General features: G+C 61.7%; 16 protein-coding genes. 11 read left to right on the top strand and 5 right to left on the bottom strand.

Annotated elements, in window-relative coordinates:
* Positions 1-8: 8 nt before the first annotated feature.
* From V7773_RS28180 to pdeM, 6 genes are all read left to right on the top strand, one after another.
* On the top strand, positions 9-737 hold the full coding sequence (locus tag V7773_RS28180) for an ABC transporter permease (protein ID WP_003198406.1): 729 nt from the start codon (positions 9-11) through the stop codon (positions 735-737).
* Positions 734-1444 carry an ABC transporter permease gene (locus V7773_RS28175; RefSeq protein WP_063322691.1) on the top strand — a complete coding sequence of 237 codons (711 nt, stop codon included), beginning with the start codon at positions 734-736 and terminating at the stop codon, positions 1442-1444. The genes V7773_RS28180 and V7773_RS28175 overlap by 4 nt, the downstream gene beginning before the upstream one ends.
* A 27-nt stretch (positions 1445-1471) precedes the next feature.
* Positions 1472-2590, top strand: a complete 1119-nt coding sequence (locus V7773_RS28170; protein ID WP_003198402.1) for a succinylglutamate desuccinylase/aspartoacylase family protein — start codon at positions 1472-1474, stop codon at positions 2588-2590.
* A 13-nt stretch (positions 2591-2603) separates the two neighbouring features.
* Complete coding sequence (locus V7773_RS28165) at positions 2604-3368, top strand: ABC transporter ATP-binding protein (protein ID WP_003198401.1); 765 nt, start codon at positions 2604-2606, stop codon at positions 3366-3368.
* A 221-nt stretch (positions 3369-3589) separates the two neighbouring features.
* Entirely contained in the window at positions 3590-6076 is a 2487-nt protein-coding gene (locus V7773_RS28160) for a ligase-associated DNA damage response DEXH box helicase (protein ID WP_336076286.1), read from the top strand.
* Positions 6076-6732, top strand: a complete 657-nt coding sequence (pdeM, locus tag V7773_RS28155) for a ligase-associated DNA damage response endonuclease PdeM (protein ID WP_063322694.1) — start codon at positions 6076-6078, stop codon at positions 6730-6732. Before V7773_RS28160 ends, pdeM begins: the two co-directional genes overlap by 1 nt.
* A 70-nt stretch (positions 6733-6802) precedes the next feature.
* Here pdeM and V7773_RS28150 read toward each other — a convergent pair whose 3' ends face one another.
* Together V7773_RS28150 and dcd are read right to left on the bottom strand one after the other, a co-directional pair.
* Positions 6803-7009 (bottom strand): hypothetical protein, encoded by a 207-nt coding sequence (locus V7773_RS28150; RefSeq protein ID WP_003184748.1) that lies wholly within the window; start codon positions 7007-7009, stop codon positions 6803-6805.
* A 102-nt stretch (positions 7010-7111) separates the two neighbouring features.
* Entirely contained in the window at positions 7112-7678 is a 567-nt protein-coding gene (gene dcd / locus V7773_RS28145) for a dCTP deaminase (protein ID WP_003184751.1), read from the bottom strand.
* 354 nt (positions 7679-8032) lie between these two features.
* On the opposite strand from dcd, the gene V7773_RS28140 reads away from it, so the two are divergent.
* On the top strand, positions 8033-8242 hold the full coding sequence (locus V7773_RS28140) for a cold-shock protein (RefSeq protein WP_002554837.1): 210 nt from the start codon (positions 8033-8035) through the stop codon (positions 8240-8242).
* A 195-nt stretch (positions 8243-8437) separates the two neighbouring features.
* Here the strand turns inward: V7773_RS28140 and V7773_RS28135 are convergent, their stop codons facing one another.
* Entirely contained in the window at positions 8438-9445 is a 1008-nt protein-coding gene (locus V7773_RS28135; RefSeq protein ID WP_336076285.1) for a DUF481 domain-containing protein, read from the bottom strand.
* A gap of 157 nt (positions 9446-9602) precedes the next feature.
* Here V7773_RS28135 and V7773_RS28130 point away from each other — a divergent pair, with 157 nt between their 5' ends.
* The 4 genes from V7773_RS28130 (at position 9603) to V7773_RS28115 (ending at position 14376) form a co-directional block, all read left to right on the top strand.
* Entirely contained in the window at positions 9603-9956 is a 354-nt protein-coding gene (locus V7773_RS28130) for an MGMT family protein (RefSeq protein ID WP_063322696.1), read from the top strand.
* A gap of 44 nt (positions 9957-10000) precedes the next feature.
* Positions 10001-11560, top strand: a complete 1560-nt coding sequence (locus tag V7773_RS28125) for an AmpG family muropeptide MFS transporter (RefSeq protein ID WP_092144160.1) — start codon at positions 10001-10003, stop codon at positions 11558-11560.
* Between the two features lie 129 nt (positions 11561-11689).
* Positions 11690-13405, top strand: coding sequence for a proline--tRNA ligase (locus V7773_RS28120; RefSeq protein ID WP_336076284.1), 1716 nt, complete (start codon positions 11690-11692; stop codon positions 13403-13405).
* A 17-nt stretch (positions 13406-13422) separates the two neighbouring features.
* On the top strand, positions 13423-14376 hold the full coding sequence (locus V7773_RS28115) for a hypothetical protein (protein ID WP_336076283.1): 954 nt from the start codon (positions 13423-13425) through the stop codon (positions 14374-14376).
* A 214-nt stretch (positions 14377-14590) separates the two neighbouring features.
* Here V7773_RS28115 and dinB read toward each other — a convergent pair whose 3' ends face one another.
* On the bottom strand, positions 14591-15652 hold the full coding sequence (gene dinB / locus V7773_RS28110) for a DNA polymerase IV (protein WP_063322700.1): 1062 nt from the start codon (positions 15650-15652) through the stop codon (positions 14591-14593).
* Positions 15649-15915 (bottom strand): hypothetical protein (locus tag V7773_RS28105; protein ID WP_336076282.1); only part of this gene is annotated, 267 nt, incomplete at its 5' end. The genes dinB and V7773_RS28105, both read right to left, overlap by 4 nt.

Here is a 15915-nt window from a genome sequence, read left to right as displayed (position 1 = left end):
TTTCTTCCATGTTCGAACAACTCCTACAAAATCTGGGGCTCTCCGCCTTCAGCCTGCAGGGCTTTGGCCCGCTGCTGATGCAAGGCACCTGGATGACCATCAAGCTATCGGCCCTATCTTTGTTGTTGAGCGTCTTGCTCGGCCTGCTGGGCGCCAGTGCCAAGCTGTCCAGCGTCAAACTGCTGCGAATTCCTGCCCAGCTCTACACCACGCTGATCCGCGGCGTGCCGGACCTGGTGCTGATGCTGCTGATCTTCTACAGCCTGCAAACCTGGCTGACCTCGCTTACCGACTTCATGGAATGGGAATACATCGAGATCGACCCATTCGGCGCCGGGGTGATCACCCTGGGCTTCATCTATGGCGCGTACTTCACCGAAACCTTTCGCGGCGCGATCCTCGCGGTCCCCCGAGGCCAGGTCGAAGCCGCCACCGCGTATGGCCTCAAGCGTGGCCAGCGCTTTCGCTTCGTGGTGTTTCCACAAATGATGCGCTTTGCCCTGCCGGGTATCGGCAACAACTGGATGGTGATGCTCAAGGCCACCGCGCTGGTGTCGATCATCGGCCTGGCCGACCTGGTCAAGGCGGCCCAGGATGCAGGCAAGAGCACCTACCAGCTGTTTTACTTCCTGGTACTGGCGGCACTGATCTACCTGCTGATCACCAGCGCGTCCAACTTCATCCTGCGCTGGCTTGAACGCCGCTACGCCGCTGGAGCCCGGGAGGCGGTGCGATGATCGAACTTCTGCAAGAATACTGGCGGCCATTCCTTTACAGCGATGGTGTCAACGTCACGGGCCTGGCCATGACCCTGTGGCTGCTCAGCGCCTCGCTGCTGATCGGTTTCCTGGTGTCGATCCCGCTGTCCATCGCCCGGGTTTCACCCAAGTTCTACGTCCGCTGGCCGGTGCAGTTCTACACCTACCTGTTCCGTGGCACACCGCTCTATATCCAACTGCTGATCTGCTATACCGGCATCTACAGCATCGCGGCGGTGCGCGCCCAGCCGCTGCTCGACAGTTTCTTTCGCGATGCGATGAACTGCACGATCCTGGCCTTCGCCTTGAACACCTGCGCCTACACCACGGAAATTTTCGCCGGGGCGATTCGCAGCATGAACCATGGCGAAGTGGAAGCGGCCAAGGCCTACGGCCTGACCGGTTGGAGGCTGTACACCTACGTGATCATGCCGTCGGCGCTGCGCCGCTCGCTACCGTACTACAGCAACGAAGTCATCTTGATGCTGCACTCGACGACCGTGGCGTTCACCGCTACCGTTCCAGACGTGCTGAAAGTCGCCCGGGATGCCAACTCGGCGACGTTCCTGACGTTCCAGTCGTTCGGGATCGCCGCGTTGATCTACCTGACCGTAACCTTTGCGCTGGTGGGCCTCTTCCGCCTCGCCGAACGCCGCTGGCTGGCCTTCCTCGGGCCGACCCACTAGGGCTTTTGTTCCAGGACACACACGCACATGCGCCACCAGATCCATGACCTGCTGGCCCCGGTACCGGGGACCGCACGCAAGATCCACAGCTTCCACTTCGGCCCGGAAAAAGCCGTCGGCAAAATCTATATCCAGTCGTCCCTGCACGCCGATGAACTGCCAGGCATGCTGGTCGCCTGGCACCTCAAGCAGCGCCTGGCCGAACTCGAGGCGTCGGGCCACCTGCGCCACGAGATTGTGCTAGTGCCGGTCGCCAACCCCATCGGCCTCGAACAAGTGCTGATGGACGTGCCCCTGGGCCGCTACGAAACCGAGAGCGGGCAGAACTTCAACCGCCGCTTCGTCGACCTGAGCGAAGAGATCGGCAACGAAATCCAGGACCTGCTCACCGACGATCCGCAGCACAACCTGATGCTGATCCGCACCAGCCTGCGCGACGCCCTCGCCCGGCAGACCCCAGGCACGCAATTGCAATCCCTGCGCCTGGCCCTGCAACGGCTGGCCTGCGACGCCGACATGGTGCTGGACCTGCATTGCGACTTCGAAGCCGTGGCCCACCTCTACACCACACCCGAAGCCTGGCCACAGGTCGAACCGCTGGCCCGCTACATCGGCGCCGAAGCCTGCCTGCTGGCGACCGATTCGGGCGGCCAGTCGTTCGATGAATGCTTCACCCTGCTCTGGTGGCAACTCAAGGAACGCTTCGGCGAACGCTTCGAGATTCCCCTGGGCAGTTTTTCGGTCACCGTGGAGTTGCGTGGCCAGGGTGACGTCAACCACGGGCTGGCGAGCCTGGACTGCCAGGCCTTGATCGAATACCTGATCCGTTTCGGCGCCATCGACGGCGAACCGATGCCCATGCCCGAGCTGCCCTACCCGGCCACGCCGCTGGCCGCTGTCGAGCCGGTGGCAACGCCCGTGGGTGGGTTGCTGGTCTACAGCGCCCTGCCCGGCGAATACCTGGAGGCGGGGCAGTTGATCGCGGAAGTCATCGATCCGGTCAACGACACCGTCACCCCCGTTCATTGCCGTAACGCCGGGCTGCTGTACGCCCGTTCGCTGCGCCGCATGGCCACGGCCGGCATGGTGATCGCCCATGTCGCCGGCACCGAAGCCTATCGCAGCGGCTACCTACTTTCGCCTTGAGGATGCATGCTCCATGTACAAACTGACCATCGAAGGCCTGCATAAAAGCTATGGCGAACATGAAGTGCTCAAGGGCGTTTCGCTCAAGGCCAAGACCGGCGACGTCATCAGCCTCATTGGCGCCAGCGGCTCAGGCAAAAGTACCTTTTTGCGCTGCATCAACTTCCTGGAACAACCCAACGACGGCGCCATGAGCCTGGACGGCCAGCCGATCCAGATGATCAAGGACCGCCACGGCATGCACGTGGCCGACGCCGACGAACTGCAACGTATCCGCACGCGCCTGGCCATGGTGTTCCAACACTTCAACCTGTGGAGCCACATGACCGTGCTGGAAAACATCACCATGGCGCCGCGCCGGGTGTTGGGCGTGAGCAAGCAGGAAGCCGACGACCGTGCGCGTCGTTATCTCGACAAGGTCGGCCTGCCGGCGCGGGTTGCCGAGCAGTACCCGGCATTCCTCTCCGGCGGCCAGCAACAGCGCGTGGCCATTGCCCGCGCCCTGGCAATGGAGCCGGAGGTGATGCTGTTCGACGAACCCACCTCGGCCCTGGATCCGGAGCTGGTGGGTGAAGTGCTGAAGGTGATCCAGGGCCTGGCCGAAGAGGGCCGGACCATGATCATGGTGACCCACGAAATGAGCTTCGCCCGCAAGGTCTCGAACCAGGTGCTGTTCCTGCACCAGGGCCTGGTGGAAGAAGAAGGCAGGCCGGAAGACGTGCTGGGCAATCCCACCAGTGAACGGCTCAAGCAGTTTCTCAGTGGCAACCTGAAATAAACTCCCTGGGCAAGCCCCGTGGCGAGGGAGCTTGCTCCCGCTGGGGCGCGAAGCGGCCCCCTGCGGTGTGTCAGCCAGAACCAGAGGGCCGCTTCGCAGCCCAGCGGGAGCAAGCTCCCTCGCCACAAGAGCCTTCCGGCCAGACGATCCCCTTGGGCATAAAACCTTTCACCTCCCACCGTGGTCACTGAAGAAGGACTTTCAGGGCGCACGCGGCAGGCATGGCGACATCCAACAATTTTGCGAAACAGTGGTTCGATGCCCGCGGCTGGAAGCCGTTCGCCTTTCAGAAGCAGGTCTGGGCCGCGGTCAAGCGGGGGGAGTCCGGGCTGCTACATGCCAGTACCGGTGCCGGCAAAACCTATGCCGTGTGGTTAGCCGCCCTCAACCGTTTCGCTCGACCGGCACCGCCGCTGGATAAACCGCGCAAACGCAAACCGCCGGCCGAACCGCTGACCGTCCTGTGGATCACGCCGATGCGCGCATTGGCGGCCGACACCGGCAAAGCCCTCGAAGCCCCCCTGGCAGACCTGCACCTGCCCTGGAGCGTCGGCCTGCGCACCGGCGATACCAGCGCCAACGAACGCGCCCGCCAGGGCCGGCGCCTGCCCACCGCGCTGATCACCACCCCCGAAAGCCTGACCCTGATCCTCGCCCGGGCCGATGCGCATACCGCCGTCTCGCCCCTGCGCATGGTCGTGGTGGATGAATGGCACGAGTTGCTCGGCAACAAACGTGGCGTGCAATTGCAACTGGCCCTGGCGCGCTTGCGGCACTGGCATCCCGAACTCATCGTCTGGGGCGTGTCCGCGACCCTGGGCAACCAGGCCCACGCCGGACAGGTATTGATCCCGCAAGGCAACGGAATCAGCGTGCAGGGAGCCGATGGCAAGGCGCTGCGGGTCGACACACTGCTACCCCCGACCCTCGAACGTTTCCCCTGGGCCGGGCACATCGGCCTGAAGATGCTGCCCCGGGTCGTGGCCGAAATCGACGCCAGCAGCAGCTGCCTGGTCTTCACCAACACCCGGGCACAGTCGGAAATCTGGTATCAGGCGCTGCTTGAGACGCGGCCCGATTGGGCCGGGTTGATCGCCCTGCACCATAGCTCGCTGTCGCGTGACACTCGGGATTGGGTGGAACAGGCATTGAAGGACGGCCAGCTCAAAGCGGTGGTCTGCACGTCCAGCCTGGACCTGGGGGTGGACTTCCTGCCAGTGGAACGGGTGCTGCAGATTGGCTCGGCCAAGGGCGTAGCCCGGCTGATGCAACGGGCCGGGCGCTCCGGCCACGCACCGGGCCGGACCTCGCGGGTGACGCTGGTGCCGACCCACAGCCTGGAATTGATCGAGGCCGCCGCCGCGCAGGACGCCGTGGCCCAACGGCGCATCGAACCGCGCGAATCGCCCCGCAAGCCGCTGGATGTGCTGGTGCAGCACTTGGTGAGCATGGCCCTGGGTGGTGGCTTCGTTCCCGCCGAATTGTTCGAGGAAGTGCGAGGTGCCTGGGCCTACCGCGACCTCAACCCGGCCGAATGGGCCTGGGCCCTGGCGTTTGTGCGCCATGGCGGCCTGTCATTGACCGCCTACCCCGATTATCGACGCGTCGAACCGGACGAACACGGGATCTGGCGAGTGCCTGACGCACGCCTGGCCCGGCGTCACCGCATGAGCATCGGCACCATCGTCAGCGATGCCAGCCTGCAATTGAAGTTCTGGAGCAAAGGCGGGGGCGGCAAGACCCTGGGCAGCGTAGAGGAAGGCTTCATCGCCCGCCTGCGCCCCGGTGACGGTTTCCTGTTCGCCGGGCGACTGCTGGAATTGGTCCGGGTCGAAGACATGACCGCCTATGTGCGACGCAGCCAGGCCAAGAAGGCCGCTGTGCCACGCTGGAACGGCGGGCGCATGCCACTTTCCAGCGAACTGGCGGCCGCTGTCGTGGCCCGGTTGAGCGAAGCCGCCGCGGGCCGCTTCGAGGGCCCGGAGATGCACGCCGTGCAGCCCCTGCTCTTGACTCAACAACGCTGGTCCGGTTTGCCCACGCAGAGCACATTGCTGGCCGAAGCCCTCAAGTCCCGGGAGGGCTGGCACCTGTTCCTCTACCCGTTTGCCGGTCGCCAGGTTCATCTGGGCCTGGCCAGCCTGCTGGCCTGGCGTGTCAGCCAGCAACAGCCGCTGACGTTTTCCATTGCGGTCAACGATTACGGCCTGGAACTGCTCAGCGCCACGGCAGTGGATTGGTCGCAATACCTGACCCCGGGCCTGCTGAGCGTCGATCATCTGCTGACCGACGTACTTGCGAGCCTGAACGCCGGGGAACTGGCCCTGAGGCGCTTTCGCGAAATCGCCCGGATCGCCGGACTGGTCTTTGCCGGCTATCCCGGCGCGCCGAAAAGCACCCGGCAAGTCCAGGCGTCCAGCGGATTGTTCTTCCAGGTGTTCAAGCAATACGACGCCGACAATCTCTTGCTGGCCCAGGCCGGGGAGGAAGTCTTGCGCGAAGAATTGGATATCCGTCGACTGGAGCAGACCTTGCAAGGCCTCAATACCTTGAAGCTGGACCTGCACGTGATCAAGCGCCCCACCCCGCTCGGGTTTCCGCTGCTGGTGGAGCGATTCCGGGAAAGCATGAGTTCGGAAAAGCTCGCCGACCGCATCCGGCGGATGGTCAGCGAACTGGAAAAGACTGCCGATCGCGGTGACGCCTGATGCCAGCGCCTTATCCCGTCAGCCTGGCCGGCGAAGAACTCTGGTTGCTCCCGGAAAAAGCCGTGTACTGGCCTGCCCAGGAAACCCTGATGGTGGCCGATGTTCATTTCGGCAAGGCCGCCGCCTATCGCAGCCTCGGGCAACCGGTGCCTCACGGCACCACCGCCAGCAACATCGCCGTACTGGATGCATTGCTGGCCAGCCTGCCATGCCGACAGTTGATTTTTCTCGGGGATTTTCTCCACGGCCCCGGCTCTCATGCGCCCGGCACCTTGAAGGCACTTTCCGATTGGCGTGTGCGACATCCGCACCTGGCCATGACACTGATTCGTGGCAACCACGACAAACGCGCCGGTGACCCACCGCCAGCGCTGAACATTCGCGTCGTACCGGAGCCGTTGCTTCTGGGCCCTTTCGCCGTGCAACACGAGCCTGCCCCACATCCCAGCCGCCATGTGCTGGCCGGTCACGTGCACCCGGTCTACCACCTGAGCGGCAAGGGCCGGCAACGCCTTCGCCTGGCCTGCTTTCGGCTGGGCAGCGAGATCAGCCTGCTGCCGGCCTTCGGTGCGTTCACGGGCGGTTACCGGGTCGAGCAGGGCAGCGATTGCAGGATTTTTGTCATCGGCGATAACGAAATATGGCCTGTCAGTTGAAAGCTTCAAGCTTCAAGCCAAGGCTAGGTGTCTCAACTTGCAGCTTGCAGCTCGCAACTTGCAGCTGATGTCATGCCACAGGCGCAGGAGGCGGCTCATCCGGCAGCGTAGGCTCGCCGGGTTCGGTAGGTTGTTCGTTGGGGGTGTCGGGATCAGGCTGGCCAGGGATGCCGCCCGCCGCTTCGACAGGATGGGCCAGCAATGACCAGGCCATGACGCCGATCTGATTGGGCTCAAGCCTTGCCAGTTCGGCACTGATTCGCGGATCGATCTTCATAGAGCAACTCCTGAGCGAAGGCCCGCTGCGCTGACACACAAAAACGGGCAGTACACGCAATAGAGTGTCTGCCCGCCCAGGAATTCCAACAGCTCGTCAGATTCAGGTACGCGGCAGGGTCACACCGCGCTGGCCCTGGTATTTGCCGCCACGATCCTTGTAGGACACTTCGCACTCTTCATCGGATTCCAGGAACAGCATCTGCGCCACACCTTCGTTGGCGTAGATTTTCGCCGGCAAGGTCGTGGTGTTGGAGAACTCCAGGGTCACGTGACCTTCCCACTCGGGTTCCAGCGGCGTGACGTTGACGATGATGCCGCAACGGGCGTAGGTGCTCTTGCCCAGGCAGATGGTCAGCACATTGCGCGGGATGCGGAAGTACTCGACGGTACGGGCCAGGGCGAAGGAGTTCGGCGGGATGATGCAAACGTCGCTTTTAACGTCGACGAAGCTCTTTTCGTCGAAGTTCTTCGGGTCGACGGTGGCCGAGTTGATATTGGTGAACACCTTGAATTCGTCGGCGCAGCGCACGTCGTAGCCGTAGCTGGAGACACCGAAGGAGATCAGCCGGTCGGCGCCTTCGCCACGCATCTGGCGTTCGACGAAGGGCTCGATCATGCCGTGCTCTTGCGCCATGCGGCGAATCCACTTGTCCGATTTGATGCTCATGGCGGTTTCCTGAAATAGCGAGGTGGAAAAAATACGTCCGGCATCTTACTGGGGCACGGGTCCGAGTTCAAAGCGCGGCACGCAAATCTCGCCGATCCGCCTTGATTTCCGGGTCCTGCCGGCCATCGCCCGCGCCGTCAGTCACCAAATAAGAGAAACCTTCGCAAAGACCATTGGCACATTCTGGAAAAAGGGTTAAGGTGGCGCCACTGTGCTGCTTGTGTCACTGAGAATCTCTACACGATATGTTGAATTTCGATCCAACCATCTACAAGAATTTTTCCTGCTCTTTGCACTCAGTCTCGGCCAGGGTTCTTCCTGAGTCGCAGTTATCTTTGTTCAAGGAGTTACACCATGTCTAATCGCCAAACCGGTACCGTTAAGTGGTTCAACGATGAAAAAGGCTTCGGCTTCATCACCCCACAATCCGGTGACGATCTGTTCGTTCACTTCAAAGCTATCCAATCCGACGGCTTCAAAAGCCTGAAAGAAGGCCAACAGGTTTCTTTCATCGCTACCCGCGGTCAGAAAGGCATGCAAGCTGAAGAAGTTCAAGTTATCTAACTTGTCCTTGCTTTAGTAAAAGGCCCCGCCCTCAAAAGCGGGGCTTTTTTGTGCCTGGGTGTTTTTCCCAGGGCACAAAAAAACTGTGGGAGCGAGCTTGCTCGCGATAGCGGTGGATCAGCAACATCAACGTTGGCTGACAGACCGCTATCGCGAGCAAGCTCGCTCCCACAGGTGTGTGTGGGTTGGCCCGAATTACCAGGTCACGCCAAACCCGGCCGTGTACCGCGTCTTGCTCAAGTCGCTGTCTTCGGTACCCTCGATGACATCCTTCTCGGCCTTGAGGTTGAGCGACGCCCAATCAGTGACCTTGTAGCGTAGCCCCATCTCAGCGTCATAGGCGTACTCCGCCACGCCGGACAGCGGCTTGCCCACTTCGCCATTGGTGAAGAACTCGACGCGCTTGCCAATCAGGTAGCGGTTGTAGTCCCACTTCATGGCGACGGAATAGAAGTTGTCCTTACCGCCGTCGCGGTATTCATAGTCGGTGCGGTTCAACAGCGAACCCAGCGAGAATGCGCCCAGCTCGTCATCCCAGAACTGATAACCCGGACCGGTACCCACCACGCGCTGGCGCGCCAGGTCTTCGACTTTGTCACGCTTGTAGTTCAGGCGGCCTTGCCAGAACCATTTGTCCGTCAGGAACCGGTCGAGGGAATATTCCAGGCGCCAGTTATCGGCGGAAACCACATCGTCCTGGAACTCACGGTTGTATTCACCCTCGGCGGTGTGCCGCCATCTGCCGTGGCGAGCCGAGGTCTTGAAGTCGATGTCGTAATCGTCGGTATCGTTTTCCGCCCGCTGGTAATCCAGCGCGGCATCGATGTTGCCTTTCCACACCAGGTCCTCGACCACCGGCTTGGGCTTGAGGATCTGCTGGATACTGGCCAGATCAACGGTCTTGGGCGCATCACCGTTGGCCAAGGTGACCTTGCCATCCTCGGCGGCCTGCAGCGCCTTGGCTTTCTCGCCGGTGTAGGCATCCTGCTTGACCAGCAATTGCTGGTCGCTTTCGAGGGTTTTGACCTGTTTCCAGTCGATGGGAATCGCGCCAGCGTAATCAGTCTGGATCAGCAACTTGCCGCCATCGAAAACGGTGATTTTACCGGTCAGCTTGTCACCGTTCTTCAACCAGACGGTATCGGCAAGCAAGGGCATGGAGGCGCTGGTAACAGCTAGGCACAACAGGGTTCTAGACAACATAAGCGATAATGGGCTCAAGTTTTCAGTGAAAAGGCGGCATTATCCCCCAGGATGACACCTCAGCAAGGACTGACCCATGTAGGGCGGATGAGTTCATTTCTCAACCCGCCTCGTAGGAATTAATCTACAGACGGACACCTCATTCAGGAACCTTTACGTGACTGACACCCCAACGGACACCGAGAACGCTGCCCAGATCCGCCGCACGACCCTTTACCTGACGCTGGCACAAGTGCCGGCGGGCAAGGTCGTCACCTATGGCCAACTGGCTGAAATGGCCGGCCTGGGCCGCGCGGCGCGCTGGGTCGGGCGGACGCTCAGCCAGTTGCCGAACGACACGAAGCTGCCCTGGCATCGGGTATTGGGTGCCGGCGGTCGGATCAGCCTACCGGCGGGCAGCGCCTCAGGGGATGAACAGCGCGCACGCCTGCGCATGGAAGGCATCAGTGTCCTGAACAATCGTGTTGATATTCAGCGCCATGGCTGGCGCCCGGTAGAGCACAGCGGTTAGAGTGCGCGCTTTGTTTTCGCAATTTTTGAGGCAGACTCCAGCCCATGCCCCGTAAAACCTGGCGCGCCGCCCTCGCCGCCTATGCCAGTCCCTCGACGCTCGTGCTGTTGCTGCTTGGCTTCGCCGCCGGCTTGCCGTACATGCTAGTGTTTTCCACACTTTCGGTCTGGTTGCGCGAAGCCGGTGTGGCCCGCGAAACCATCGGCTACGCGAGCCTGATCGGCCTGGCGTATGCCTTTAAATGGGTCTGGTCGCCGCTGCTCGACCAATGGCGCCTGCCGCTGCTGGGTAAACTCGGGCGTCGGCGTTCATGGCTGGTGCTCTCCCAAGGCCTGGTAATCCTCGGCCTGATCGGCATGGGGTTCTGCGACCCACAGAAACACCTGTCATGGTTGATCGCCATCGCCGTCATCGTGGCCTTCGCCTCTGCAACGCAGGACATCGCCGTCGACGCCTATCGCCTGGAGATCGCCGACGACACCCGCCAGGCCGCCCTCGCCGCCAGCTACATGTCCGGCTACCGCATCGCGGCACTGCTGGCCACTGCTGGCGCGCTGTTTTTCGCCGAAGGGTTTGGCTCCACTGGCTTCAGCTACAAACACTCGGCCTGGGCCGGCACTTACCTGCTGTTCGGCGTATTGATGGTCCCGGCGTTGCTTACCTCGCTGTTCATGCGCGAACCGCCGGTGCCTCTGCGCACCCAACTGCAGGCCGGACGCTACTCGTTCGCCCATCAACTGGCGTCGGTGTTCGTACTGATCGTGCTGCTGGTGTCTGTCCCGGCGATGTTCACCCAGCTCTACAACACCGACTTCGCCAGCGTGCTGTTCGAGGGCGTCAGCCTGCTTGACCTGCTGCTCGAAGACCGCGCGTTCCTGCGGGCCATCCTCTATATCATCCTGACCGCCCTGTGCCTGTCGGCCGTGGGCCGCCGCGGATTAGCGCCGGTGCTGACGCCGGTAAACGATTTCATCCTGCGTTACCGCTGGCAGGCGCTGCTGCTGCTCGGACTGATCGCAACCTATCGCATGTCTGACACCGTCATGGGTGTCATGGCCAACGTGTTCTACATCGATCAAGGGTTCACCAAGGACCAGATCGCCAGCGTCAGCAAGATCTTCGGGTTGATCATGACCCTCGTCGGTGCCGGCATGGGCGGCCTGCTGATCGTACGTTTCGGCATCCTGCCCATCCTGTTCATCGGCGGTGTCGCCTCGGCGGGCACCAACATCCTCTTCCTGATGCTCACCGACATGGGCGCCAACCTGAAGATGTTGATTGTCACCATCTCCCTGGACAACTTCAGCTCCGGCCTGGCCACTTCGGCGTTCGTCGCCTACCTGTCGAGCCTGACCAACCTGAAATTCTCCGCCACCCAATACGCCCTGCTCAGCTCGATCATGCTGTTGCTGCCGCGCCTGATCGGTGGTTATTCAGGGGTGATGGTGGAGAAGTTCGGCTATCACAATTTCTTCCTGATCACCGCGTTGCTGGGCGTTCCGACCCTGCTGCTGATCGCCTTGCACTGGTTCCAGGAGAACCGTCGCCAGGGCTCGACGCCCACCGCCGAACCGACGCCCACCCGACCGGCGGAAGAGTCGTAGGAAACGTCAGAAAACGCCGGGGAAACCGGCGTTCGCATCGGGTGACCGGCCACGCGCCTGTACGCCAGGGCATCTCGCCCGTACAATGCCCCGTCACTTCTCGTCATCAGCAACCGACAACGGCCAACCATGCGCACCAGTCAATATTTGCTCGCCACACAGAAAGAAACGCCTTCCGACGCCGTCGTGATCAGCCATCAGTTGATGCTGCGTGCCGGCATGATCCGCAAACTCGCCTCGGGCCTCTACACCTGGCTGCCAATGGGCCTGCGGGTCATGCGCAAGGTTGAAGCCATCGTTCGCGAAGAGATGGACGCTGCCGGCTCCCTGGAAGTGTTGATGCCGAGCACCCAACCGGCCGAGCTGTGGCAGGAATCGGGGCGCTGGGAAGAATACGGCCCTGAGCTGCTGCGCATCAAAGACCGTCACGGTCGCGACTTCTGTGCAGGCCCGACTCACGAAGAAGTGATCACCGACCTGATGCGCAACGAGTTGAGCAGCTACAAGCAGCTGCCGATCAACCTGTATCAGATCCAGACCAAATTCCGTGACGAAATCCGTCCACGCTTCGGCCTGATGCGCGGTCGCGAATTCATCATGAAGGACGCCTACTCGTTCCACACCGACCTCGCCTCGCTGCAAGTCACCTACGACCGCATGCACCAGGCATATTGCAACGTGTTCACCCGCCTGGGCCTGAAATTCCGTCCGGTTGAAGCCGACAACGGCTCCATCGGCGGTGCCGGCTCCCACGAGTTCCACGTACTGGCCGAGTCCGGCGAAGACGACATCGTCTTCAGCAATGGCTCCGACTACGCCGCCAACATCGAGAAAGCCGAAGCCGTGCCACGGGAAACCTCCCGCGCCGCGCCGACCGAAGAGTTGCGCCTGGTGGACACGCCAAACGCCAAGACCATTGCCCAACTGGTGGAAGGCTACAACCTGCCAATCGAACGCACCATCAAGACCCTGATCGTGCGGGCCGAAGAGGAAGGCAAGCTGATTGCCCTGATCGTCCGTGGCGACCACGAGCTGAACGAAATCAAGGCCGCCAACCAGCCAGGCGTCGCCAGCCCGCTGGTCATGGCCACCGAAGCCGATCTGCGCGACGCCATTGGCGCCGGCGCCGGTTCCCTCGGCCCGCTGAACCTGCCGCTGCCGATCATCATCGACCGCTCGGTGGAGTTGATGAGCGACTTCGCCATCGGCGCCAACATCGACGACAAACACTACTTCGGCGTGAACTGGGAACGCGACCTGCCGGTTCCAACCGTCGCGGACCTGCGCAACGTCGTGGCCGGCGACCCGAGCCCGGACGGCAAGGGCACCCTGGAAATCAAGCGCGGTATCGAAGTCGGGCACATCTTCCAGCTGGGCAACAAGTACAGCAAGGCGATGAAGTGCGAAGTACTGGGCGAGAACGGCAAGCCGGTCACCCTGGAAATGGGCTGCTACGGCATCGGTGTTTCTCGCGTGGTAGCTGCCGCCATCGAGCAGAACAACGACGAGAAAGGCATCATCTGGAGCGACACGCTGGCGCCTTTCCAGATTGCCCTGGTGCCGCTGCGCTATGAAACCGACCTGGTGCGCGAAGCCACCGACAAGCTCTACGCCGAACTGACGGCCGCCGGCTTTGAAGTGCTGCTGGACGACCGCGACAAGAAAACCAGCCCCGGCATCAAGTTCGCGGACATGGAACTGATCGGCATCCCGCATCGGATCGTCGTCAGTGACCGTGGCCTGGCCGAAGGCAACCTGGAATACAAGAGCCGCACCGAAGCCGAGCCGCAAGCGCTGCCGGTCGCCGACGTGCTGTCGTTCCTCCAGGCCCGTATCCGCCGCTGACACCAGATAGAGACGTCATGTTCAAGCGAAACACCTTAGGCCTCGGTGGCGCCGCCCTGTGCGGCGCCCTGCTGGTCAGCGGCTGTGCCAACCAAATGTCGCAACGCAGCGAGCACGAAGAGCGGGTCGAGCGCAAATTGCTCGACCACAGCCTGCAAATCGACGTGGGCGAACCCAAGGTGCTCGACCTGCCGCAGCGTCGGGTGCGCATCAATGAGCAGAAGACCTTCGAAGTCACCGAGTTCGAGGTCACTCGTCATTACGATCGCTACACGCCGTACCAACCCTGGCGGGAGATCTACGAGATTCCCCTGGGCGCGGTGGCCGTGGTGGCCGGCGTCGGTGCGAACGTGGTCAATGTGTTCGCCCTTGGCAACCTGCCGGACTCGGCGACCCGTGACTGGATCAGCTATGGCTTCGCCGGGCTCAACCCGTTCATGAACGTCCCCTCCCATGGCCGCGCCCAGCAGAACCTGGCGGGCATCGACGAAGTCCAGCGCGACAAGCGTACGGAACACTCGAGCCTGCCTTGGAGCGAACGCCCGGTGGAGGTCAAGGCCGCCCGGCAAGCCTTCGAGCTGAGCACCGACCGTAACGGCGTGCTGCGCCTGAACCTGCTGGAAAGCCCGTTCGCCGAGCAGGACCTGAGCCAATTCGGCAAATTGCAGATCAGCGTGACGGATGCCCAGGACGAAGTGCACACCGACTCATCTCTGAGCATCAGCAGCACCCTGCGCAGCAAGCTGCTGGAAGCTCACGCGTTGATCTATGACGATCTGGAAGATGACGAGGTGAGCCAATGGGTGCATCGAGTCAAGCGCCTGTCGGAGCTGGGGCTTGAAGAAGAGGCCAGCGAACTGGAACAGAGCCTGATCGAACTGACCCGCAATGATCCGGAGTTGCAGACCGAGTTTTTGAAAGCACTGACCAAGGATGGTGGACGGTTGGTGGCGGATCCTGGCGCCAACTGAGTCCAGCTTGGATTGGTCAACCTCTCTTGTGGCGAGGGAGCTTGCTCCCGCTGGGCTGCGCAGCAGCCCTGAAACCAAGCCACCTCGATATGTCAGATAAGTTGAGTAGCAGTTTTGGGTCCGCTACGCGGCCCAGCGGGAGCAAGCTCCCTCGCCACAAGAGCAAGGCAAGAGCAAGGCAAGGCAAGGCAAGGCATTCAGCCAACCGACAGCCTCACCGCTCAAACAACTCCAACTGCTCAAACCCACCGCGCAAATCCTCCAACCGCACCCCGATCCCCAACAACCGCACCGGCTTGCCGCCCCGGTTGAAGGCCTGGGTCAACAGCAACTGGTAGCTGCCCAGGTCCCGCCCTGCCCCGGCCTGTTCCAGTGTGGTCTGGGTGAAGTCGTGGAATTTCACTTTGACGAACGGCTTGCCCGGTCGATAACTGCTGTCGATCCGCGCCATGCGTCCGCTGAGGGTTTCCATCAGTTCCGGCAGTTTGTCGAGGCAACTCACCAGGTCAGGCAGGTCGACATCGTAAGTATTTTCCACACTGATGGACTGCCGTCGGCTGTCGTTGTGCACCAGCCGCTCATCGATCCCACGAGCCAGGCTCCAGAGCCGCTCACCGAAACTGCCGAATTCGCGCACCAGCGCCAACTTGTCCCATTGGCGCAACTGCAGGCAATCGACGATGCCAAGCCGGTTCAGCTTATCGGCGGTGACCTTTCCAACACCGTGGAGCTTGCTGACCGGCAGGGCCGAGACAAAATCCTCGACTTGGTCGGGGGTGATGACGAACAACCCGTTGGGCTTCTTCCAGTCGCTGGCGATCTTGGCCAGGAACTTGTTCGGCGCGACGCCTGCCGACACCGTGATGTGCAACTGGTTGGAAACCCGTCGGCGAATGTCCTGGGCGATGCGCGTGGCGCTGCCACCGAAATGGGCGCTGGCGGAGACGTCCAGGTAGGCCTCGTCCAGCGACAGCGGCTCGATCAGGTCAGTGTAATCGCTGAAAATCGTATGAATTTCCTTCGACGCTTCCCGATAGGCATCCATTCGTGGCTTGACGATGGTGAGGTCCGGGCAAAGCTTCAAGGCGTGGCCGGAGGACATGGCCGAGCGCACCCCATAGGCCCGCGCTTCGTAGTTACAGGTGGCAATCACGCCCCGCCGATCCGCCGAGCCTCCCACCGCCAAGGGCTTGCCGGCCAGCCGCGGGTCATCGCGCATTTCGATAGCGGCATAGAAACAGTCACAGTCGACATGAATGATCTTACGTTGCGTCATAAATAAAGAAGCAGAGTATGCGACGAATCGGGCCACCAGTATCGCACCGACACCTGTATATAGCACCAGTAGTTTGAAAGATCCTTCGTTGAGAGCCGAAAGTGCCCACACAAATTTACTTCATCAATCGCAACCAAGCCTCCAATAGAGCTCAGCCCTTGCCGGGCCTGCGTCACAGCGCTGTCACAATGCCTTTCTCCAAGGCTAACCGCTTGAAGCGGAACAGTTTTTTGTGAGGCCAGGGTTGACAGCAGCGCGATCCT

It is taken from the genome of Pseudomonas sp. 3JA, assembly GCF_036961705.1.
GTDB lineage: Bacteria > Pseudomonadota > Gammaproteobacteria > Pseudomonadales > Pseudomonadaceae > Aquipseudomonas > Aquipseudomonas fluorescens_Q.
This window is presented reverse-complemented; position numbering and strand designations above follow the sequence as displayed.

Excerpts from the sequence above, each read along its gene's own strand:
- V7773_RS28150 (WP_003184748.1), bottom strand. The coding sequence starts at position 7,009 with ATGAAGATCGATCCGCGAATCAGTGCCGAACTGGCAAGGCTTGAGCCC.
- pdeM (WP_063322694.1), top strand. The coding sequence starts at position 6,076 with ATGCCAGCGCCTTATCCCGTCAGCCTGGCCGGCGAAGAACTCTGGTTG.
- V7773_RS28175 (WP_063322691.1), top strand. The coding sequence starts at position 734 with ATGATCGAACTTCTGCAAGAATACTGGCGGCCATTCCTTTACAGCGAT.
- V7773_RS28180 (WP_003198406.1), top strand. The coding sequence starts at position 9 with ATGTTCGAACAACTCCTACAAAATCTGGGGCTCTCCGCCTTCAGCCTG.
- V7773_RS28165 (WP_003198401.1), top strand. The coding sequence starts at position 2,604 with ATGTACAAACTGACCATCGAAGGCCTGCATAAAAGCTATGGCGAACAT.
- V7773_RS28135 (WP_336076285.1), bottom strand. The coding sequence starts at position 9,445 with ATGTTGTCTAGAACCCTGTTGTGCCTAGCTGTTACCAGCGCCTCCATG.
- V7773_RS28115 (WP_336076283.1), top strand. The coding sequence starts at position 13,423 with ATGTTCAAGCGAAACACCTTAGGCCTCGGTGGCGCCGCCCTGTGCGGC.
- V7773_RS28160 (WP_336076286.1), top strand. The coding sequence starts at position 3,590 with ATGGCGACATCCAACAATTTTGCGAAACAGTGGTTCGATGCCCGCGGC.
- dcd (WP_003184751.1), bottom strand. The coding sequence starts at position 7,678 with ATGAGCATCAAATCGGACAAGTGGATTCGCCGCATGGCGCAAGAGCAC.
- V7773_RS28140 (WP_002554837.1), top strand. The coding sequence starts at position 8,033 with ATGTCTAATCGCCAAACCGGTACCGTTAAGTGGTTCAACGATGAAAAA.
- V7773_RS28120 (WP_336076284.1), top strand. The coding sequence starts at position 11,690 with ATGCGCACCAGTCAATATTTGCTCGCCACACAGAAAGAAACGCCTTCC.
- V7773_RS28170 (WP_003198402.1), top strand. The coding sequence starts at position 1,472 with ATGCGCCACCAGATCCATGACCTGCTGGCCCCGGTACCGGGGACCGCA.
- dinB (WP_063322700.1), bottom strand. The coding sequence starts at position 15,652 with ATGACGCAACGTAAGATCATTCATGTCGACTGTGACTGTTTCTATGCC.
- V7773_RS28125 (WP_092144160.1), top strand. The coding sequence starts at position 10,001 with ATGCCCCGTAAAACCTGGCGCGCCGCCCTCGCCGCCTATGCCAGTCCC.